Raw genomic sequence first — 21,440 nt, forward strand, 5'->3', positions numbered from 1 at the left:
AATGAAGGCCGTATTAAAAGGAAGATGGGGAATCGCGGCAATGTGGCTGGTCCTGGTTGTCGTAATGGCTATACTGGCGCCAAACATGGCTGATCTTGTACGGGAAAAGGGGCAGATCAATGTTCCGGATGGATATTCATCAAGCTATGCTCAAAAACTGCTGAAAGATCTGGACAAAAAAGAGAAGTCGGCGGACGAATCACAGGTAGCCCTTGTTTTCCACAGCGGAAAAAAGCTGACGGAAGATGAAAGGACCGAGGTCAGGAGCGCAATAGCGAAACTGGAGCAGGATAAGAACGGCCTCGGAATCAGCGAGGTGTTAACGCATTTTGAAAATAAAGAACTGAAAGACCAGCTCGCTTCAAAGGATGGGAGGACGATCCTTGCCTTAGTTACAGTCAATACTGATGGCAAAGAGCCGGCTGAAATCTCTAAATCACTGTACAGTGAGTTGAATGGCGTAAAAGTTGATCACTATTATACGAGCAGCTGGATGATTGACGAGGATGTGGTGGCGAGTTCGCAGGAAGGGCTCAAGAAAACCGAATACATTACGGTTGTCTTCATTCTAGCCGTCCTGTTTGTTGTTTTCCGCTCGTTAATTGCACCGCTTGTCCCGCTCGTCACCGTGGGGATCAGCTATGTTGCGGCACAATCGATCGTTGCTTTTTTAGTGGATAAATGGAACTTTCCGCTTTCAACGTTTACACAGATCTTTCTCGTCGCGGTTCTTTTCGGTATCGGAACGGACTATTGCATTCTGCTGCTAAGCCGCTTTAAGGAAGAGATGGGCCGAAATGAGAGTTTGAAAGGTGCGATTGTCACTACTTATAAAACCGCGGGAAGAACCGTACTTTTCAGCGGACTCGCCGTGATGATCGGCTTTGCGGCCATCGGCTTTTCAACCTTTAAACTCTATCAGTCTGCTGCCGCTGTCGCGATTGGAGTAGCGGTGCTGCTGCTGGCGTTATTGACGCTCGTTCCATTTTTTATGGCGGTGCTTGGCACCAAGCTGTTCTGGCCGGCTAAAGGTGCGATGGAGCATAAACAAAGCAGGATTTGGGGAGCGGCAGGTTCGTTCTCCTTCAAACGCCCGCTCGCCACGCTTCTTATCGTAGCCGCCATCGTCACACCTTTTCTTGCAACCTATGACGGAGATCTTTCATTTAACTCCTTGGATGAGATCGGTGATAAATATAACTCCGTAAAAGCCTTCAATGTCATCTCTGAAAGCTTTGGTCCAGGAGAATCGCTTCCTGCTAAAATAGTCGTCAAAAATGATGAACCGATGAACCGCTCCGGATACTTGGCAACCATTGAGAAGATCAGCCGTGAAGTGGAGCAGATTCATGGTGTGGACCGGGTGCGCAGTGCCACACGTCCAGTAGGCGAGGAGCTGAAGGACCTCCAGGTCGCGCATCAGGCAGACTCTCTCGATAACGGGTTGGAAAAAGGGAACACTGGATTGAAAAAAATAAGTGGAGGCCTGGCTGAAGCAAGCACGCAGCTGAGCAGTTCCCAGCCCAAGATGAAGCAGACCACTGATGGAATCGGTGAATTGGTGACAGGCACCAACAAGTTAAAATCAGGCATCGGTGACTTGTCAGGCGCGCTTTCCCAAGTTGAAAAGGGGGTGCGTGACGGTTCCAAAGGAGCAGGAGACCTGAAAAAAGGGGTACAGCAGGCGAAGTCGAGCGCAGAACTGCTGTATCAAAGCAATCAGAAACTTCTTTCCGGCTTCAAAGAAATGGAGAACGGCCTTGGGCAGCTGCAGGGCGGGTATGTCCAAACAGCAAAACAGCTGAGCACCACGTCCAAAAGCCTTGCCCAACTAAAGGGAAGCTTCACTCGTTTAGAAGCAAAATATGCGAGTTCAGATAAAAACAAAGACATTAAAAACGATTCTGATTACCAGGCCATCAAGGGAACATTTAATGAGATGGAAGGCGGTTTGAATCAGATGGCGGCAGTTCTCAATCAGTTGAATGGGAAGCTGAATATAGTAAAAAACAATATGGGGAAAGCCAATGATGGTCTAAGCAAGGCAGTCAGCGGCCAAAAACAGCTGGCGGACGGTCTCAGCTCTATTTCAGCAGGGCTTGGACAACTGGAAACAGGAATGGATAAAGCTGCCGATGGGCAGCGGCAGGTCATCGGGAAACTTCCTGAGGTACAGGGCGGATTAGCCAAAATTGCAGGAGGACAGGTGCAGCTGAAGAGCGGTTTTTCACAGATGAACTCCCAGCTGTCACAGCTTTCTGACGGGCTGGACCAAAGTGCAGCAGGCATCAAAAAGGTATCAGGGGGAATTGATTCAGCCAGCGATTACCTTCACTCCCTGTCCTCCTCGCCTGATCCCGAGATGGCGGGCTGGTTTTTGCCTGAAGAGGTACTGAACAACAAGGATTTTCAACAGGTGTTCAATACGTATATGCCGGGTGACCATAAGCTGACGACATTAGATGTTATTTTTAAAGAAAACCCTTACTCTAAGGAAGCACTAGGCCAGGTGGATGAGATCGGGCAGGCGCTCAAACGGGCTACAGCCGGAACGAATCTGGAGAATGCCCAGTTTGGAATCAGCGGTGTAACGAGCATCTATTCGGATCTGAATGATATTTCTGCTGCTGACTACTCCAGAACGGTTGTACTCATGCTGATAGGCATTGCCATCATTCTCGTTATCATGCTGCGGTCCTTTGTCATGCCGCTCTATATTATTGCGTCATTGATATTAACGTACTTTACAGCGATGGCCTTTACAGAAAGCATTTTCGTTAATCTGCTCGGTTATTCCGGAATCAACTGGGCCGTACCGTTCTTTGCCTTTGTCATCCTGGTGGCGCTCGGCGTAGATTACAGCATCTTCCTTATGGACCGGTTTAACGAATACAAGGAGCTGTCCGTCAAAGAAGCGATGATTTCCTCCATGAGGAATATGGGGACTGTCATTATCTCAGCGGTTGTCATCCTCGGTGGCACATTCGCGGCGATGTACCCTTCAGGGGTCTTGTCGCTGCTGCAGATCGCGACGATTATTTTAAGCGGTCTCCTGCTCTATGCGTTTGTCATCCTGCCGCTGTTTGTCCCGGTTATGGTGAGAACCTTTGGAAAAGCAAACTGGTGGCCATTTATGGGTTCAAAAAAAGAATAAGATAACAAGCAGCGTACACAAGGTGTAGGCTGTTTTTTTTACAAAAAAAAGAGACAAGATCCAGGTCTTGTCTCCAAGGGCTGTTAGCAGCCGCCTTTACCGCATCCGCTGATGAAGTCATCATGATGACCGCCGCCAAAGCCCCATGAGCAGCCGATGATGATCAAGAGGATGAACAGGACAACAACGATGGCAAATCCGCCTCCGCAGCCATATCCGCAGCCGCCGAATCCAGGATAGCCGTAGCCATAGCCGAATCCGCCGCCTCCGCCGCCAAATCCGCCTCCGAATCCACCAACTGCACCTGGGTAACCGCCGCCATACCCATAACCAAATCCTTGACGCCTATTTCTAATTCCAGACAATGTGTAGATCTCCTTTCTTCCAACATTTAAAAAGTTACTTGCCCTATAGAGTATGTGGGAACGGAAGAAGGGTTTGGACAATTGGCGGGACAATGGTGGAATTTGTTATATAATAAGGGGCTGTAAGTTTTTTGAAAATTTAAATAAGGGTGAAACCATGCTTGAAAAGCTCAATCAAACTCTGCGGCATAATGGCCTTGCTGCGCTAAAAAATCAGATAAACGAGGAGTAATATGAACCCTTTGAGGTCATTTGCTGAGCACGTTGAATGGCTGGAGGAACTCAGGACGGTGGAAGAGGAATGGTGGCTTAACCCAATTGCAAACGGAAAATGGTCATTGGGTGAAATAGTGTCTCATTTTCTATCGTGGGACTTATTTGTGATCCATCATCGGGTTCCTTATTTTTTGGAACACCAAGCCTTTACGGAGGACGTGGCGGAAGCAGAAAAAATGAACCAGGATGCTTCTCGTTACGCCAAATCTGGTGTTTCCAAATCTCAATTGCTTGAGGAAGCGATACGAACAAGGAACAGGCTGATCCAGCAGGTGGAAATCATCCCAGAAGATTGGTGGATTCATCCTTTTAAATACAAAACAAAGACAATGATGTTCGCTGCCTATATTGAAGGCCTGGTCCAGCATGACAAGCATCATCAGGATTTGATCATCCTCTTCCTGAAAAGTCAGCCAATCATGCCTAATCGTTGCTCTTTAAGCAGAATGGTAGCGCAGAAGAACGAATTTCCCCGGAAATGATCGAACATAAGCGGGAATTTTTAATACAGCTTTTTAATTCCTGTTCCAGCCTTCCTGTTAAAGTAAAGAAGAACATCTTGAAATCTGCTCGCGAAGACCATAGGGGATGTCCGAATGCTGCCGGCTTGTTGCCTTCGATAAAGAAATGGATGTACTACGCAAGACCATAAGCGGTAAAGGGCTGCCAGCAAAAACCAGACACTGACTGAGGCCCAAGAGCCGATAAAGACAAGAGAGGTGCCTAGAAAATGCCATGCTCTTGTGCTTTTCTTGGAATGCTGTGTTAAATAGAACACCCAAAATTCATCAAAAGTCTTCAGTTCGTCTTTGTGGTATACGTGGCTGCATCAAGCTCTGCTTCCTCATCCATTTCTTTAGTGCATTCGACACAGACAGCTATTTTTCTTTACCAAGCTCCGCCACTCGAGGCGGGGTTATTTTTTAAAAAGATTAGTATTTTGTCAGACGGGTAAGTTATATAAGACATACGCCAGAGAATAAAAGGAAGGTGCAAAAATGTTAAAAACGCAAACAGCTGAACGGGTAGATATGCTGTATTCATTATTAGGCCAGCAGCTTGAAGAAAGGAAATATAACAAAGAACGTGTACAAAAGATAACCGAACTTTGCCAGCTATTAAAAGAAGATGTCGAAGTGGGCGAACAAACTACAGAAGTATTTGATGATATTGTGGCAGTAGGACAGGATGCTCTGGAAACCCAAGGGAATAAAGAGAGCTTTCTGCAATCGAAGGAAAAAGAGTTAATCGAGTATTATGAGCACCTCAAAAAACTGCTGGAGGAGCAGTAACGTTTTAGATGCATTGAACAAGGGTACATTTGAAAAAGAACGATATTAATCATTTGGAGGGATTACGATGGATCAGAAAAAGGTCATTGGTGTTTTTTCCACAGAAGAAGAAGCCGTATCAGCGATTAATTCTTTACGTGAAAGAGGCTATGATGAAGAAGACATCTCAGTAATCGCCCAGGATAAGGAAGAACGGCGCCACATTGAAGACGAAACAGGAACAAAAGCCGGTGAAGGAGCAGCAGCCGGTGCTGCGACTGGCGGTGTGCTTGGCGGTGTAGGAGGTTTGCTCGCAGGCGTAGGTGCACTTGCTATTCCGGGAATTGGTCCGATTGTTGCTGCGGGTCCGATCGCAGCGACCCTTGGCGGAGCAGCGATCGGCGCAGGAGCAGGGGGACTTGTCGGTGCATTGGTCGGTATGGGCGTTCCTGAAGAGGAAGCAGAAGAATACCAGAACTACGTAGAAAGCGGGAAAATCTTAGTTTTGGTGGATGCTGATGCTGAGCGCCGGGAGCATGTGTACGACACATTCCAAAGCAACAATACGTTGAACTCCCGCTATTATGATAGAGGTTTGCCTGGAGAAGACAGCGGCAAAATCTATTAACAAATACGCGCGAGAGCGGAACAACCGCATAATTTGGATTGGAGCTAAAGCTGAATGCTTTAGCTTCTTTTTGTTTGTTCACCGGTGTATTTGTCGAAGGATTATAGTTGAAGAAGGTGGAAGGTTATGTAAAAATAAAATAAACCAACTAGTCATTTTTATTGGAGGGATAAAATTTGGTTTCCATTAAAAGGTTTGACACACTCAGTTTTCAAGAGGCAGTTGATTTATTTAATGAAGGATTCAAGCATTATTTTACGGACATTACATTGACTGTTGATTCGCTGATTAAAAAGCTCGCTAATGAAGACCTGTCTCCTGAAAAGTCAGTGGTCGCCTTTGATCAGGAGAAACCTGTGGGCTTTGTCATGAACGGCTTCAGAACCGTAGAGGGCCAAAAGGCATCCTGGAATGGCGGGACCGGCATCATCCCTGAATATCGCGGAAAAGGTGTAGGAAAAGAGATGATTTCTGCGTGTATGGGTATTTATGAAGAGGAGGGCGTTGATCTTCTTCTGCTTGAAGCGATCTCTGAAAATACGAGAGCGATCAAATTATATGAGAGCATGGGATACAGCGTGTTTGATAAACTGGCCTTTTTCGTCAATCATGAGTCTCTCTCTGAAAGAGCCTTTTATCATGAAGGAGATTATGATTACATTCACGGCATTCCCCAGGATGTGAAAGATATTGAATTTTATCAGCATATGACACCATGGCAAACACAATATCAAAGTATTAAAGATGGTGAATCGATGACTGTAAAAAGTGGTAGAGAAACGGTTGGGTATGCTGTATTTAAACGTACGATCAATGCATCAGGAAAACGGGAGGGCATTGCACTGTATCAGTGTGAAGCAAAACCGGGTCATGATAAAGCGGCTGATGTGATCCAATTTATGCTTCGTGAGATTTATCGCCCGGCTGAAGGTGCCTGCCGCCGCATGACGGTAAACTTTTCAAAGAGCAATACGCTTGTTTGTGAGTCACTTTCTAAAGAGGGATTCACTGTAATGATCGAACAGGTGCATATGTCAAAAACGGTGCGTAAACCGTCTGGCAGCGAAACAGGGATAAAAGCCGTACAATCATAAATCAAAAGAAATAAAGGGTTTCGTTCATTCGTGCAGAAAAAGGTGTGCATACAACCACGAGATCAAAACATTGGGGGAAAGAGCATGCCAAAAGTTTCAGAAGAATATAAAGAGGAAAAGAAAAACAGGATTCTTGAGAGTGCCATCCGCTGTTTTGGAGAAAAAGGGTATGAAGCGACCATCATTGATGATATTGTGAGAGAATCCAATTTGAGCAAGGGCGCCATCTACAATTACTTTAACAGCAAGGAAGAAATTTACCTTCAGCTCCTTCAGGGGAAAACGAAGGATTTTTTCTCAGAGGTAGAGAGTGAATATCATAAGCGCTCGAGTGCGACAGATAAACTGCGTTTTTTATTTGAACGGTTCCAGGACCAGCCGCTGAGTGACGAGCGCAGAAAATCCATGAGGTTATATACTGAATTTTGGCTTTATAGCGCCCGTCAGGAAGATTTAAAGAAACTGATGGAAGAACGGTACAACCGATTTACAGGTTTCATAAATGACATCATTAAAGAAGGACAAGCGACAGGAGAGTTCAGAGAACAGATCGACCCTGAATTTATTTCACAAATCTTTTGGGCGTTAAGGGATGGCAATGTTCTTCATTATTCTCTGCTTGGGGAAGAAGAGCAATATAAAAAAACGTGGGTGATGCTTGAGGAGCTATTTATCAGCTGTTTAACCACGCCAAAAAATCGGGAGTAGAATCCCGATTTTTTTATGTGCAAAAAAAGAGAATAATTTCCCGGGTTATAAACGATTTTGTCGAACCATCCAATTCGAAACAACGGTAATGCTATAGAGAGTGGAAGCAGGAATGATGGAACGTTAATCAACAGTAGGAACGTGTCGTAATACCCCGATATTTCTATATTAATAGCGACTGGTTATCCATTGTAATTTACAAAAATTGGAGTACACTTAAGTTTGGGATTTTTGAAACCTTTTACTTCAAAACATCGACTAAAACAATAGATAGATAGGGGGGCAACGCAGTGAAAGACTCGTTTGACCGGTTATATGAGGAATACCATCATTCCTTGTTTCAGTTTATTTACTACATGGTCAGGAACAGGGAGGCGGCAGAAGATATTGTACAGGAAGTGTATATAAAAGTGCTCAAAGCCTATGAAGCATTTGAAGGGAAAAGCTCTGAAAAGACATGGCTTTATTCCATTGCAAGGCATGTCACCATCGACTGGATCCGGAAGCAGAACCGCCGTAAAAAGAAACTTCTGTTTTTTACTTTATCGGAGAACGAGAACGAGCTTGTGGATCAGCAGTCCCTGCCGGAAGAACTGGTCAGCCAGAAGGAATCGGTCAAAGAGTTATATCATGCGTTAAAAAAATGTACGATACAACAGCAGCAAGTGCTTATCCTGCGTTACATCCAATCGCTCTCCATCGCGGAAACCGCTGCAGTGCTCGGTTGGACAGAAAGTAAAGTGAAAACGACACAACACCGGGCGATCAAGGGACTAAAAGGTCTTCTTGATCAGACGTCAGGCCTGGAGGAGGAATGGAAAGATGGAATCGTCTAAATGGACAGAAGAAGAAATACAAAAGCAGCTGGAAAAGATGCCCTCTGTCAAAGACAAGCGCTCCCGTGAATTAATATTTCATGAGATAGAAGGAAGACTCGAAGAATCAAAGCTTAGCAAAAAGACGACAAGAACCTGGATCATGCCGGGACTGGCGACTGCCTGCCTGCTGGCCATCATCTTGCTCCTGGTGCCAGGCACCTTCATTAAAAACGATGTGTCTGCCCCTTCCTTGCATGAGAAGCCTAAGAACAACACCCTCGTCAGGAAAGAGAAAGACGAGGTCAAAGAACCGAGTCCGGCTCCCGAGCCCAAACAGTCAAAGAAAACTGTACGTGTAGAAGAGCAGAAGAAGCCTGCAGCTCCCGAGAGAAGTGTGAAGCCTTCAGGGCCGGCAAAGCCGGAGCCAACGGCAGATCCCCCTGTCCAGAGATATAAAGTAAAGGTTCCAGAACCATCAACCGCTTCCATTATGGCTGCTGTAGAAAGCGGGAAATATCATCCTCCGATGACCAAGACAGATCTTGCGGAGCAGATGTCTGCGGGAAAATCGGTTGTAACGGTAGCGTACAGTGACGAACAGGCCCAATTCGTCGTACCGGTCTCATTTCTTGTGAACGGGAAGGGAACCTACGCCGATAAGGTTCAGAATGTGCTTGGCAGCTTTAAACCAGAGCGAGTGGGACTACAGCCGACCATGCTGAACAAGGCAAAGCTGAAGGAAAAAGAAGGAGCCGTTGTTGTTGACCTGCCGCCTGGATCGGTGTCTTCCGCAGAAGAAGCATTGCTTCCCAAGATCTTGGGTTATACATTTGCTTATAACCATGAATACTCGAACGTAAAATTCATGACAGGAGATCAGCCTGGCTATAAATTTTCGAACCTGGGCCCGAAAGAGGAAATGGATATAACCAAAAACAGTGGAGGAGCAAATTTTTTGTATACCTCTCCATCAGGGGATGAGTTCCTCGTCGACAGCAACGCGACAAGTTTTGCAGGCTCAGCGGGAAGCATGCAGGCAGCGTTGGATGAGCTGAGCAAAGGATACAAAGATCAAAAATTAATGCCGGCTGTTCCCGAGGATATAAAGCTTACAGCTTCCAGTTCGGGAGCACTCACAACGATCCGTGTAGAAGGAAATGGCTTAAAAAATGACGAGAAAACCAGAAAAATGATGGATGCCCTGTTAATGACCGCTAAGAACTATGGAAGCCAGTCAGTTTCGGTTACCAATACCAATCTTGAAGCGATCGGCCCTTATGATCTAGAACAGCCGATAGATAATCTGGTGGGTGTTAATTTTATGGTTGTAAAATAATTTTCCAATATATGTAACTTTTTTATCAGCAAGGCGTCTAATGCATTGGAACGAGAAGAGAACTGGACCATCCTTCATCTTCCAAACCATTTTCAGGAGGTAAATGATGATGAAACGACTTGTAATGGCGCTTGTTTCATTGGGAACAGCTGTAGGAATCTTATTGGGAGGCACTCATGTTGCCAACGCTTCGCCGTCTTATGACCAGGAGGTAGCTGCAACAGCCCGGAACTTGATTGGATCGCCTTTCAAATGGGGAGGGACGACACCAAAGGGTTTTGACGCTTCAGGATACACACAGTATGTATATAAACATTCTGCAGTGAAGATGAGCTTGCCGAGGACTTCTGCTGATCAATATAAAACGGGCACAGCCATAAAAAAAGAGAATTTGAAACAGGGAGATCTTGTTTTCTTTAAAACGGATGGGAAGAAAGTCTCCTTTTCCGGCATCTATCTCGGGAAAAATCAATTTGTCGGTGCGACTTCCAAAGGAGTAAGAATTCAGTCCCTCACTACAAAGTACTGGAAAGATGCTTATGCAGGCGCTAAACGTGTATTAAAATAAGCGGCAAAGTAATCAGGCTTCAAAGCGGAGCCTGATTATTTTTTATTTAGTACCTTGTAATAAACAGTAGTGAATGATCAAACCGGCCGTATCTCCAGTAATGCGAAGGTGATGATCAAGACCTCGACAGGAGATGTTCAAGACTTTACGATGGAAAGTGCCAGCAAAGATGTTCACGTTGAATCGGATACAGGAAACGTGGAACTTCGAATGAAGCAGCCCCCATCTGCGTTTGAACTGCATGCATCTTCTGACACTGGTGATGTTGGCGTTTCCAGGAGGTGGAAAGTGGATTATGAAGAAAGGAGCGAGCATTGAGGGAAGGGGAAAGCAGGTAATCGAGGGCCAAGCATCGAGGTTAAAACAGATACGGGAGATAATTACTTAAAATAACTGAAATAACATGGAAAGCTCCAGATCAGTTCTGGAGCTTTTTGTACTATATCGCTTTATTGATGTTCACTTTCTTGGAAAGGGCACCCTTTTTTCTAGACAGACCCAGGCAGATGCCTGCCACGATCAGAAGAAGGGCGATGGCGTGGTACCAATGGATCTTTTCATTCAAAAAGAGTGAAGCGAAAAACAGGGAGCTGATGGGCATTACGTTTAAAAACAGAGTGGTTTTACTAGGACCAATTTCTGAGATGGCCATGTTCCACCATGACGTACATAGAGCCGTCGCTATACAGCCTGAGAACGCCATGACACCATATGAGAACCAGTGAGCCTGATAAACAGGAGGATGGACAGGATGGACGGCCCACATGATCATCAATAGCAAGGCACCGAACAAATGGCTGAATGCCGTCACTTGAAAGACGCTGGCTTGCTTGACCGCCTGTTTGATGAACAAGCCTCCGGCCACATAGGCGAGCATGGAAAGGAATACGAAAAGGTTTCCTTTTATCGCATCTGTCCCTGTCGCACCAGGATGGCCGACGACAAGGATAACGCCGACAAACCCCATACCGATCCCGATGAACCGTTTGAGTTCAAACCTATCACCGAGAAACAGCATAGCCAATAGAGCTGTTGTCAGAGGATTGAGCCCCAGAATGAGGGACCCGGCAGAGCCTGTCGTATAGCGCAAGCCTTGGGAGATCAGGAGCTGATGCAAAAAGATCGACGTAAACCCGACAAGGAAAATGAGGACCCAGGAAGAGACAGTCAGCTGTTTGATTCCCAGCTTCCACTTGCCGTATGTAAAGAGCAAAAGGCCGGCAGCCGCCATTGAGATCCTCCAGGCTGAAAGCTGTACCACAGGGAAAATTCCCGACAGATATTTGATCATAATAACATTTAAACCCCAAATAACGGTAACCACACTTAATAAAACGAGCAATAAATAATAGCGTTTTTTCTCCATAGTCATATCCCTTTGTGTTGGTAGTATGCTGCTAACCGAATATAAACCCATTTCAAATATTTGTCCATAACCTGGAAGCTGATCGAAGAAAAATTTTTGGGGAATACTGTTAGAAGAATGGAGGTGAACGGTATGACCCTAGTGCGTCTCGGATATGTAGCGATGAGCATGGAGCTTCAAAACGCCTCCCCGTCGCAAACAATGACATATGCCCGTTTTTCTCAGATCGAGGACCGGGAAGCAGCATTAAGAAAGCTGGAGCGGATCGCGAACTCCAACCTGAAAAATACGCTGCGTCTCCTTAAGCACAATGCAGCCAACGATATTCAGTTTTACAGGATGACATCAAGGCTCATCCCATTGGCCAATCATAAAGAACTGCTGGATTGGAAGTATATGCTTCCGCTAAAAGAATCGCTGAATGAAATCGGTGCTTTTGCTAAAAAACATGAAATGAGGCTGGACTTCCATCCGGATCATTTTGTCCTGATCAATTCGCCAAAAGATGAAATCCTGAAGAATTCCATACAGACTTTAAATCTCCATTATAAGATTCTCAAAGGGATGCATATCGATCCCGTCCACCGGTGTGTCATGCATGTTGGCGGCAACTACAAAGAAACGGATGTTGCTCTTGAACGCTTCATACATAACTGGATGTATGTTCCCCATCCTATTCAAGAGATGATGATGCTCGAGAACGATGATTCATCCTTTACAATGGACGATACCCTTTATCTGTGTGAGAAGCTGGGTATACCGCTCGTTTTTGACTACCATCACCACTTGGCGCATCATCAGGACATCCATTGGGAAGAGAACTGGGAACGTGTCGTCGGGTCCTGGTCGCATTCCCCACTACCGCTGAAGATCCATATCTCGAGTCCTAAGAGCGATAAAGAATACCGCCATCACGCAGATTTTGTGGACCCTGATATGTTTTTCCGTTTCCTTCAAGGCATAAAAGGAAGCGTTGGGCAGGTTGATTGCATGATCGAGGCGAAACAGAAGGATGCAGCGCTGTTTCAGCTGATGGAGGACATTAAGAAAAGGAACGATACAGAGATAGTTAATGGGGCTTCTTTTTATTTAAAATAAATAACACGGAAAAAACCTCTTGGCTTCAAGGGGTTTTTTCATTTGTCGAAAAATAGCGGGCGAAAGATATTGACGTTTGAAATTTCACGCAATTATAATAAAGATACTTAATAAACAAAAATGTATAAAAAGTATAAAATCCAAGGAGGAACAATCATGAAGAAGGTAGTGATGATTACTGGAGCATCTCGAGGATTAGGAAAGGCGCTTGCTCTTTACTTTGCAAAGAAGGGGTTTAACTTAGCGATCTGTGCCCGAACAGAAGAGAAGCTGCTTAAAGTGAAAGAGGAGGCGGGAGCATACGGTGCCGACGTTCTGGCTGTAACGGCCGATGCCTCCCATGCGAGGGATGTTGAACGGTTCGTAGCGCTGACAGAAGACTATTTTGGACATATTGATGTTCTCATTAACAATGCCTCCATGCTCGGACCTAGCCCGATGCCATATTTACTCGATTACCCTGAAGAGGACTTTGCAGAAGTCATCCGGGTCAATTCCATTGGTCCGTTCCTGGTCACACGCAGAGTCCTGCCTGCCATGCTGCAGCGGAACAAAGGAAGCATCATCAATGTGACGTCCGAGGCCGGAAACGTAGGTTACGCTGGCTGGGGAGCCTATGGAATATCGAAGTTTGCCCTTGAAGGGCTGACAGAAACATGGGCAGACGAAGTATCCGAAACTGGAGTGCGGGTTAACATGGTAGATCCAGGGGAAATGGATACCGAAATGCACGCCCTTGCTGTACCGGACTGTGATTATGAGCTGGCTGATCCGAATGATCTGGTTCATGTCTTCGGCTACCTTGCTTCCGAGGCTTCATCTAAAGTGAATGGAGCACGGTTCAGTGCTCAGGAATTCACGATGGAAGGGAGAGAAAGCTGATGAGTGCGGAAGCCCTTTCCTTTTTCCTCCCAGAGGAGTTAAATGCCAGCATGCCTCCAGAACGAAGGGGGCTGCGCAGGGATTATGTAAAAATGATGGTCATTGACAGAACTACCGGAGAGACCTCCCATACACAGTTCTATCAGCTGGATCATTTTTTGAAAGCGGGAGATGTTCTTGTATTGAATGCAAGCCGAACAATTCCTGCTGTATTGCAGGGGGAGCTCGATGGCGGGACGGAGGTGGAAGTAAGGCTCGCACACAGGAAAAGTGAGAGGATATGGGAAGCCTTGATCCTCTCAAATCAAGTGAAGGCAGGGGATAGAATCAGTTTCTCATCGCTTTTATCCGCAGCTGTCTTAACTACAGAAAATGACAATCCATTTGCTGTCCTTGAATTTAATCTGTGCTGCTCGGCTCTGTATGATCAAATCTATCAGATCGGCCAGCCGGTACGTTACGAATATATAAAAACACCGTGGGAACTGGATTACTATCAGACGGTGTTTGCGACCTCACCCGGATCTGTTGAAATGCCGTCTGCAGGCAGAGCGTTTAGCTGGGAGCTGCTTTTCCGGCTTCAGAAAAAGGGAGTGAAAATTGCCTATATCCAGCTGCATACGGGGTTAAGTTATTTAATGGATGATAAATGGCATGTAGATCCGCGCGAGAACTTGGAAGAATACGTGATACCCGAAGAAACGGCACAGGCGGTTCAAAAGGCAAAGGAGAATGGCAATAAAGTAATTGCTGTTGGAACGACGGTGGTCCGTGCACTGGAGTCGGGTGCCGACCAAGAAGGTCGCATCACGGCGATAAACGGATGGACGAATTTATATATTACTTCTGAAACCAAACTTCAAGTCGCAGACGGATTGATCACAGGCCTGCACGAGCCTGAGGCGAGCCATCTTGATCTGCTGTCCGCTTTTGTTTCTCCAGAGCGATTGAGGGTTTCATATGAAGAGGCGATCATCCACAAATACTTTTGGCATGAGTTTGGTGACATGAATCTGATCTTATAAGGCGGTAAAAACATGAAGGTCCATCATTACGGGATTTCAGTAAGAGATATGGATGCCGCATTGGAGTTCTATAAAAAAGCCTTGGGGATGAAGGAGCGGTTTCGATTCCATTGGATGGGTGAGCATCTATTATTCTTAGACAACGGGAGCATAAAAATTGAACTGGTGGAACGAATCGATGGAACGGATGAAGCTTCTCATATTGCTTACGTGACACACCATTTAGAAGGATTGGCGGACAGTCTCCGGGAGAGGGGAGTCTTGCCGTTAGAAGGCCCGTACCAATTGGAGAACGGATGGCGTACCGTTTTTTATGAAGGGCGGTCTGGTGAAGTGATTGAGTTCGTGGAGGAATGAAAGATAAGGCAAAAGCCCGGAGGTGAAAGGTTCCTTCGGTTTTTTTAATAAGAGTATTCCCAGGTATTATAAACTGTTATAAAGTAATCTCTCAAATAACTTTGTAAATTTTTTCAAAAGTGTTTCGGCATTCGCTGTTTTTGCTACAATAAAAGACAGCGGGCTAAAATCGCTAACAAGCCTTCACGATATGAGCGGAATGAGCACGGCTACGCTTAATACGCGCCAATCTTCCCGAAATACGCGCTGCTTTGGCTGATTTACGCGCCGATTCACGCTAAATACGCGCCAAACCATATTTAACTGGCATCCCGGGAACATGAACGCCCATAATTTTCGTGACCGCAGAGATCTACTCACGGTACAATAATAGAAAAAAGCTTGGAATCATCTTACTAAGGAAGGTGTGAACATTATGGAGCAAAAAGCTAAAAAAGGGAATGAACTCTTCAGCTGGATCAAGTCTATCGTATTTGCTCTTGTCCTTGTCTATATCATTAAAACCTTTTTCTTCGCACCATACATGGTAGAAGGAGCATCCATGTCTCCGACGCTGCATAACCATGATAAATTATATGTGAATAAAATTATCTATTCGGTATCCGAACCGAAAATAGGAGATATCGTGATCATCAAAGGCACCGACAAGCGTTATGTAAAACGTGTAATCGGAGTGGAAGGCGACACGATTCAAGTCCACAGTGATAAGCTTTTGGTAAACGGCAAACAGGTGAAAGAACCATACCTTTCTAAAAACAAAAAGGATGCACGAAGCCTTGGCGTGTATTTAACGGAAGACTTCGGCCCGATTAAAATTCCTAAAGGAAAAATCTTTGTAATGGGTGACAACCGCCTGAACAGCATGGATTCTAGAAATGGCCTGGGCCTCATTAACATCAGCTCAGTTGAAGGCCGCTCTGAAGTGGTCATTTATCCGTTCAAAGACATGCGACAAACAAAGTAAGCTCAAAAACCTGACCACAACGGCCAGGTTTTTTCCATTTTAAAGGTGCCAGGCACCCAGGAAAGGGAGTATAAAAGTGGAAGAGACAATAAGATGCAAATGGAGCCGGGACAGTGAACTGCTGACGGCCTATCATGATGAAGAGTGGGGACAGCCGGCCAAAGAAGACACTAAATTATTCGAGTGCCTAACGCTCGAGATGTTCCAAGCCGGCCTCAGCTGGAGAACCATTCTGCACAAGCGGGAGAATTTCAGAAAAGCATTCTGCCAGTTCCATATCGAGGAGGTCATGGCCTTCACAGAGGAGGATATTGAACGGCTGTTACAAAATGAAGGTATTGTCAGACACCGAAGAAAAATTGAAGCCACCATTGATAATGCGCAAAGGTGTAATGCCCTGATTAAGGAGCACGGGAGCCTTTTGGCCTTTTTTGAGCAGCTGCCGGTGGATTCAATCGAGAAGCGAAAGGCGATCAAACAAACCTTCAAACATATCGGATTGACAACGGCGGAAAGCTTTTTGATGGCAACTGGAATGATGCCTCCCCAGCATGAAGAAACATGTCACCTCTACAAGAAGCAAGTAAAGGAAACGGCCAGATAAACAGAACCACCTCCACTGACATAATGTAACAGTGGAGGTGGTTTGAAGTGGCTTATCAAATATTTATTTCAGTTGGCCGCAAGCGGCTTGCGTTAACACAAAACGGGAAAACCATTAAACGATATCCGATAGCAGTGGGGAGGATGTTAAGCCCCACTCCGGTGGGAACGTACCAAATAATCAATAAACAGCGCAATCCGGGCGGTCCTTTTGGTGCCATGTGGATGGGCCTCTCTGCGCCCCACTATGGCATCCATGGGACCAACAACCCGTCTTCCATCGGGAAAAATGTATCAAAAGGATGCATCAGAATGTTTAACAAAGATGTGCTCGAATTGTCCAGAATTGTCCCAGTTGGTACGAAAGTATATATTGGGAGATGAAAAAAAGAGCCCTTTTAGAGCTCTTTTTAAAAACTTTTTAGGCCATACCGTTAGATGCTGGATTTTGGTCATGAGCGTAGTATTGAACATTAGATGCAGGGTTTTGATCATGTGCAGATTTTTGGAAATTTCCAGGAGGGTTTTGATCATGGAAAAGAGACGCACCTCCTGCTACTATTACTCCTGTTAAAAGTAAAGATAATCCAAGCTTTTTCATATTTATTCCTCCGTGTTTTTAATAAATGTTCTTTCTAGAATTATTAGCAATTCTGTAATACTGACTTGCTTTCTTATATTGTGACTGTTCAAAGTACCAATCAGCAAGTAGTTCCGAATAAGAAGACACATATTCCCAGATATTCTTTCTCTCGAAGAAGGGAATAGCCTCTTTACTCATGAATGTTTCGAATTCTGGTGCCTTCATTCCCTCAAGCTTATATGATGTAATCCTTAAATGATAGTACAGGTCCTCATCTTTATTTCGATTTATTACTTCAAATCCTTTATCTATCCAATGTTTTGTTTCTTTATAATTATTTAATTTATAATATTCTTGTGCTAAAAGGAAAAATGTACTGGCTTTCCTTTCTGGCAAATCATTGTTTTTATGAAGTAAACTTTTTTTGAAAAAATCAATAGCTTTTAAATGTTCTTTGGTACAAGAAGCGACATAACCTAAATTGTGATAGATTACTCCTGATGCGAAACTATCATTAAAAGGCAGCGAATATTTTAATGCTTGATTGAGGTGATACTCTGCTTCAGCATAATTATTTGCTCTCCTAAAGCTTATTGCAATTAATATTTGACAATCAGCACTCCTTGAAAAATTGTACTCTTTATCAAAGATGGTAAGAGCTTTATATGCATAAGTATTAACAGCACTAATCCGCATTAAATAACTGTAATTTAGAGCAATTAGATAATATAAAACAGCTATTTCAATTTCTTTAATACTAGTGTCAAGTTTGTTTAAATTTTCGGCTTTATGCAGATTTTGAACTGCAGTTTTGTAATTGCCGACAAGATTATAATACATCCCAGTAAACAAGTAATAATAAAATTTAAGTTCACTGCTTAATTGTTCATGAAGACTTTTTATTTTCTTTAAGTATTTAATAGCTAATTCTAAATTAGGTGGTTGGCTAATAAGGTAATATCTTATAAGAAATAATTCATACCTCAATATTATTTGGGGATCATGAACTATTTTTACCTTTTCTGTATTTTCCTGATAAAGCTTTTCCGCTTCTTCAAATCTACGGTTAACAATCATTAAATTCCACTCATTGAGCATTTCAAGGATCTCGTTGCTGTCGACTTCCTCAGCCGAAATACCTAAACGTTCACAAAGGAGATTAATGACTTCTTCACTGGATTTCGCATCCCCCTTCTCAATCTTGCTCAAATAGGATACAGAACAGATTCCCTGAGCCAGTTCTTCCTGGGTTAGGCCTTTGGTTTTCCTATAATATCTTATTCTTTGACCGACCATAAAATCCCCCTTTCCGAACTTGGGAAAATTGTCATGCTAACCCCCTACTCATCCAGTACCATTACTACTACTTTTCCCAATACATACCTACAGAATTGTCTGTTAAGATAAATATAACAGAAAATAATAAGTTTTTGCTAGAATTACACAATTTTAAAATTAAATGACTTGACCGGATGGTAAGAAAGTTATAACCGGCCAAAAAAGAAATGGAGGAGAACATAATGGCGAAAATGTATACATTATCAGCAAAAGAATCAGACATCCAGAAGCTGCTTTATGTCTCGAATGATCCAGGTTTAGCCGGAAAGCCTTCCACCAACCACCTTGAGGATTCTACTCCATATACTGATGTGTTCATGGATAATCATAAAAATTACTGGTTTGCCAAAGCTGATGACACAAAACAGAAACGGCACACCATTTATATCTTTGACCATGAAAATGGCAGGCTCATCTCACATAAAGTCAACGGCCGACCGAATTTTTATGAGTTTGATGACAGTGTGGTCATCGCTTGTGAAGGTGATGGGTCAAAAGGCTCGCTCCTTATTTTCTCCAAGGAACAGCCTAAACTGATCAAAGAGTGGAAAGTGAACGGTTATCTGTGGGAAGTGGAGAAGAACCAGGGAGCCATCTATGTTTCCTGTTACATCGTCGAGGAAGATCAGGCCGTCCTGTACGTCATTAAAAACAATAAGAAAAAAAGAGTAAACTTGGGAAAGAATATAGCTCCTACCGATATCCTCTGCATTAAGGATGAGGTGTACATTTCAGCGGCTCCCATCCTAAATGGAGATCCGAAGAAAATTATTGTCTTGAACAGTAAAGAGAAAGTGGTAAGAGAATATCCGCTTAGCATATCACCGAGGACACTCTACCATGTAGAGGATGAGATTATGGTGTATGAATTGGACCTCGCCACAGGGAAAACAGAAAAAATCGTGTACGTTAACTTGCATACGGGGGAGCAGTTCACCCATGCCATTCCGAATTCACAAGTGGTGGAATGTACGAGCCGTTCCCTTTCTCTTTTGCAGCAAGACAGCAAGACTTTGTTTACGTGGGACCATACGAACCGCAAAATTGTGGAAAGCCGAAAGATTTCTTAAATCGAATACACATAATGTTCAATCCTGTGGTAGAGATACTGCAGGATTTTTTTGTACCCGGAAGAAGTGGTTAATGAAAGAAAGAATGGATCCGGACGGATATATTCTGGAGGTCGCTCATACGCCTCACATGAAACTATAAAAAGGGAGAAATGATATGGACAAGGTGCGGTACGGTGCAGCTGGTGTTTGCCGAAATGATAAAAATCAATTCGTCATGGTGCTGCTGGGGCAGAAGACAGAAGAAAAGAGATGGAGCGTTCCATCCGGACAAATTGAACCCGGGGAAACGTTTCAAGAGAGCTGTGCCCGGGAATTTTGGGAGGAAACAGGATATTGGGCGAAGGACGCCACCTCTCTATTAAAAAAGGGACCAGCTGCGGTGTTGAGGCTGAGGTCCATTGCTTTGAGGTGTCCATTCTATCAGGTATTCCGTCCATACAGGATCCTGATCAGCTAATCTATGCGATCGATTGGAAAACGGCTGAAGAAATCAGCCCTTTTCCAGAGGATCGACACGTTTTGATGGAGATGGCTGAACGGTCTTCTGTTTCTGATGTTAATGAGCTTTCTGCCTTGAAATACGCGTGATGGGAGGAGAAAAATGAGCAGGACAATTCGAATGGGTACGATGGCTGATTTTCAAAATATTAAAGAATTAGTGGGGAATCCTGATAATTTAATGGACGAATGGTCAAAAGAACAATGGGTCTCCGCGCTGGAACGGGATGATGTAGGAGTGTTTGCTGCCGAAGAAGAGGGAGTGTTCCATGGTTATGCGGTGGTCAGGCTTAATAAAAAGGATCCGGTATCTTTAACAGAAAAGCCAAGAGCCCTCATTACCCATCTGTGCACGATGTCTGGGGAAGGCCAGCTGCGCCAGATGCTTGTTCAGCATTGTTTGGCCTGGGCGAGAAAAAAAGGCGCCAGGGATTTTGAAATGTAACAGGAGGACAGGAAGGGAGTGATCTCGTGAACCACCATTTTATAGAGAATTGGAACTGGTATGAAATTGAGACGATCGAAAAAAAAGAGGAAGCGGTCATGAAGATGGTTCACATACTGCCGGATTGTGCTCGATGGATGAACGATATTAGTGAGGATACGACCAATTATTTACGTATTGAGAACCATGGCGATTCCGTCCTGAACGGCTGCCTGCTCTACGAGAGAGAAGACCTGGGAGAAGTTGAATACGACAACGATTTTTTTTACTTCTATGTAACGAAGAACTATTTTGTTACAGTGGGGCTGGACATTCAGAAGCTGAAGCGTATGGATAAGAAAGGCATGCTGGGACAGATGCATCAATGCGGGACGGCTGCAGAGGGCTTTTTTATTCTTCTGGGTGAGATATTGAACAATTATCTCGATGGAATTGATGAGTTTGAGCATAGGCTCAAAACGCTTCAGCGTGACTTGAAGAAAAATAACAACAAATATCTGTTGGATCGTATTTATGATCTGCGCGAGGAGCTATTGATATGGACAGACCTGACCATTCCAGTCGAGGAAATCAAACTTGCAGCGGAAGAGGCGTTTTTAGATGGCATTACAGAAACAAAAGAATTTAGGAGAACAAGTGTAAGGATCGACCGAACACTGAATTTGATCCGCCACTACAAACAGGATATTGATACAATGATTAACCTTGAGGAGGTACTTTCATCGCATCGGGGAAACGAGATCATGAAGACGCTGACGGTGATGACCGTCATCTTCACGCCAGGTATGATGCTTGGATCGATCTGGGGCATGAATTTCAAGAACATGCCGGAGCTTGATTGGAAAACAGGCTATTTCTGGGCGCTCGGTCTTATCGGTTTATCCATCCTCAGTATATACCTGTGGCTGAGGATGAAGGGATGGACAGGAGACCTTCTCGAGAGCCGCAGCAAAAAGCACCGTTTTAAATAAATACACCCCTTCGGAAAAA

Annotated in this window: 26 protein-coding genes and 1 pseudogene; 21 read left to right on the plus strand and 6 right to left on the minus strand. The window is 44.4% G+C overall.

The window, feature by feature from the left end:
* The first annotated feature begins 1 nt into the window (after position 1).
* The gene (locus tag QYF49_RS24530) at positions 2-3,154 is read left to right on the plus strand and encodes an MMPL family transporter (protein WP_290402209.1); all 3,153 of its coding nucleotides are present in this window, start codon (positions 2-4) and stop codon (positions 3,152-3,154) included.
* An 83-nt stretch (positions 3,155-3,237) separates the two neighbouring features.
* Here QYF49_RS24530 and QYF49_RS24535 read toward each other — a convergent pair whose 3' ends face one another.
* Positions 3,238-3,510 (minus strand): YjcZ family sporulation protein, encoded by a 273-nt coding sequence (locus tag QYF49_RS24535; protein WP_290402248.1) that lies wholly within the window; start codon positions 3,508-3,510, stop codon positions 3,238-3,240.
* 242 nt (positions 3,511-3,752) lie between these two features.
* Between QYF49_RS24535 and QYF49_RS24540 the strand changes: the two genes are divergently transcribed.
* Entirely contained in the window at positions 3,753-4,277 is a 525-nt protein-coding gene (locus tag QYF49_RS24540) for a DinB family protein (protein WP_290402210.1), read from the plus strand.
* Here the strand turns inward: QYF49_RS24540 and QYF49_RS25960 are convergent.
* On the minus strand, positions 4,219-4,428 hold the full coding sequence (locus QYF49_RS25960) for an Mpo1-like protein (RefSeq protein ID WP_354005876.1): 210 nt from the start codon (positions 4,426-4,428) through the stop codon (positions 4,219-4,221). The genes QYF49_RS24540 and QYF49_RS25960 overlap by 59 nt on opposite strands.
* Before the next feature lie 70 nt (positions 4,429-4,498).
* A pseudogene (locus tag QYF49_RS25965) lies at positions 4,499-4,573 on the minus strand (Mpo1-like protein); the annotation flags it as partial.
* Positions 4,574-4,793: 220 nt separating this feature from the next.
* Here QYF49_RS25965 and QYF49_RS24550 point away from each other — a divergent pair.
* From QYF49_RS24550 to QYF49_RS24585, 8 genes are all read left to right on the plus strand, one after another.
* Positions 4,794-5,087: a hypothetical protein gene (locus QYF49_RS24550; protein ID WP_290402211.1), complete on the plus strand. Its 294-nt coding sequence runs from the start codon at positions 4,794-4,796 to the stop codon at positions 5,085-5,087.
* A gap of 67 nt (positions 5,088-5,154) precedes the next feature.
* Positions 5,155-5,694, plus strand: a complete 540-nt coding sequence (locus QYF49_RS24555; RefSeq protein ID WP_290402212.1) for a general stress protein — start codon at positions 5,155-5,157, stop codon at positions 5,692-5,694.
* Positions 5,695-5,870: 176 nt separating this feature from the next.
* On the plus strand, positions 5,871-6,788 hold the full coding sequence (locus QYF49_RS24560) for a GNAT family N-acetyltransferase (protein ID WP_290402213.1): 918 nt from the start codon (positions 5,871-5,873) through the stop codon (positions 6,786-6,788).
* An 84-nt stretch (positions 6,789-6,872) separates the two neighbouring features.
* Positions 6,873-7,496, plus strand: coding sequence for a TetR/AcrR family transcriptional regulator (locus QYF49_RS24565; protein ID WP_290402214.1), 624 nt, complete (start codon positions 6,873-6,875; stop codon positions 7,494-7,496).
* A 290-nt stretch (positions 7,497-7,786) separates the two neighbouring features.
* Positions 7,787-8,332 carry an RNA polymerase sigma factor SigX gene (locus QYF49_RS24570; RefSeq protein ID WP_290402215.1) on the plus strand — a complete coding sequence of 182 codons (546 nt, stop codon included), beginning with the start codon at positions 7,787-7,789 and terminating at the stop codon, positions 8,330-8,332.
* A complete protein-coding gene (locus QYF49_RS24575; RefSeq protein WP_290402216.1) occupies positions 8,319-9,650 on the plus strand; it encodes a hypothetical protein in 1,332 nt (443 codons plus the stop codon). Before QYF49_RS24570 ends, QYF49_RS24575 begins: the two co-directional genes overlap by 14 nt.
* Positions 9,651-9,753: 103 nt before the next feature.
* Positions 9,754-10,218 (plus strand): C40 family peptidase, encoded by a 465-nt coding sequence (locus QYF49_RS24580; RefSeq protein WP_290402217.1) that lies wholly within the window; start codon positions 9,754-9,756, stop codon positions 10,216-10,218.
* 69 nt (positions 10,219-10,287) lie between these two features.
* Complete coding sequence (locus QYF49_RS24585; RefSeq protein ID WP_290402218.1) at positions 10,288-10,536, plus strand: hypothetical protein; 249 nt, start codon at positions 10,288-10,290, stop codon at positions 10,534-10,536.
* A 121-nt stretch (positions 10,537-10,657) separates the two neighbouring features.
* Here QYF49_RS24585 and QYF49_RS24590 read toward each other — a convergent pair whose 3' ends face one another.
* Positions 10,658-11,584, minus strand: a complete 927-nt coding sequence (locus QYF49_RS24590; RefSeq protein ID WP_290402219.1) for a DMT family transporter — start codon at positions 11,582-11,584, stop codon at positions 10,658-10,660.
* 132 nt (positions 11,585-11,716) lie between these two features.
* Here QYF49_RS24590 and uvsE point away from each other — a divergent pair, with 132 nt between their 5' ends.
* The 7 genes from uvsE (at position 11,717) to QYF49_RS24625 (ending at position 16,897) form a co-directional block, all read left to right on the plus strand.
* Entirely contained in the window at positions 11,717-12,682 is a 966-nt protein-coding gene (gene uvsE / locus QYF49_RS24595) for a UV DNA damage repair endonuclease UvsE (protein WP_290402220.1), read from the plus strand.
* A gap of 156 nt (positions 12,683-12,838) precedes the next feature.
* Positions 12,839-13,564: an SDR family NAD(P)-dependent oxidoreductase gene (locus QYF49_RS24600; protein ID WP_290402221.1), complete on the plus strand. Its 726-nt coding sequence runs from the start codon at positions 12,839-12,841 to the stop codon at positions 13,562-13,564.
* Entirely contained in the window at positions 13,564-14,589 is a 1,026-nt protein-coding gene (locus QYF49_RS24605) for an S-adenosylmethionine:tRNA ribosyltransferase-isomerase (RefSeq protein ID WP_290402222.1), read from the plus strand. The genes QYF49_RS24600 and QYF49_RS24605 overlap by 1 nt, the downstream gene beginning before the upstream one ends.
* A 12-nt stretch (positions 14,590-14,601) precedes the next feature.
* A complete protein-coding gene (locus tag QYF49_RS24610) occupies positions 14,602-14,946 on the plus strand; it encodes a VOC family protein (protein WP_290402223.1) in 345 nt (114 codons plus the stop codon).
* A 415-nt stretch (positions 14,947-15,361) separates the two neighbouring features.
* Complete coding sequence (gene lepB / locus QYF49_RS24615) at positions 15,362-15,910, plus strand: signal peptidase I (RefSeq protein ID WP_425589638.1); 549 nt, start codon at positions 15,362-15,364, stop codon at positions 15,908-15,910.
* A 76-nt stretch (positions 15,911-15,986) separates the two neighbouring features.
* Positions 15,987-16,514, plus strand: coding sequence for a DNA-3-methyladenine glycosylase I (locus tag QYF49_RS24620; RefSeq protein ID WP_290402224.1), 528 nt, complete (start codon positions 15,987-15,989; stop codon positions 16,512-16,514).
* 59 nt (positions 16,515-16,573) lie between these two features.
* Positions 16,574-16,897 (plus strand): L,D-transpeptidase, encoded by a 324-nt coding sequence (locus QYF49_RS24625; protein WP_425589640.1) that lies wholly within the window; start codon positions 16,574-16,576, stop codon positions 16,895-16,897.
* 37 nt (positions 16,898-16,934) lie between these two features.
* Here the strand turns inward: QYF49_RS24625 and QYF49_RS24630 are convergent, their stop codons facing one another.
* Positions 16,935-17,114 (minus strand): hypothetical protein, encoded by a 180-nt coding sequence (locus QYF49_RS24630; protein WP_290402226.1) that lies wholly within the window; start codon positions 17,112-17,114, stop codon positions 16,935-16,937.
* 18 nt (positions 17,115-17,132) lie between these two features.
* A complete protein-coding gene (locus tag QYF49_RS24635; RefSeq protein ID WP_290402227.1) occupies positions 17,133-18,392 on the minus strand; it encodes a helix-turn-helix domain-containing protein in 1,260 nt (419 codons plus the stop codon).
* 224 nt (positions 18,393-18,616) lie between these two features.
* Here QYF49_RS24635 and QYF49_RS24640 point away from each other — a divergent pair, with 224 nt between their 5' ends.
* From QYF49_RS24640 to QYF49_RS24655, 4 genes are all read left to right on the plus strand, one after another.
* Positions 18,617-19,504, plus strand: a complete 888-nt coding sequence (locus QYF49_RS24640) for a hypothetical protein (protein WP_290402228.1) — start codon at positions 18,617-18,619, stop codon at positions 19,502-19,504.
* A gap of 157 nt (positions 19,505-19,661) precedes the next feature.
* Positions 19,662-19,964: an NUDIX domain-containing protein gene (locus QYF49_RS24645; protein ID WP_290402229.1), complete on the plus strand. Its 303-nt coding sequence runs from the start codon at positions 19,662-19,664 to the stop codon at positions 19,962-19,964.
* Positions 19,965-20,108: 144 nt separating this feature from the next.
* Positions 20,109-20,450, plus strand: a complete 342-nt coding sequence (locus QYF49_RS24650) for a hypothetical protein (protein ID WP_290402230.1) — start codon at positions 20,109-20,111, stop codon at positions 20,448-20,450.
* A gap of 26 nt (positions 20,451-20,476) precedes the next feature.
* A complete protein-coding gene (locus QYF49_RS24655) occupies positions 20,477-21,421 on the plus strand; it encodes a magnesium transporter CorA family protein (protein WP_290402231.1) in 945 nt (314 codons plus the stop codon).
* The last annotated feature ends 19 nt before the right edge of the window (positions 21,422-21,440 follow it).

Source organism: Fictibacillus terranigra, from assembly GCF_030412265.1.
Classification (GTDB): Bacteria; Bacillota; Bacilli; order Bacillales; family Fictibacillaceae; genus Fictibacillus_C; species Fictibacillus_C terrinigri.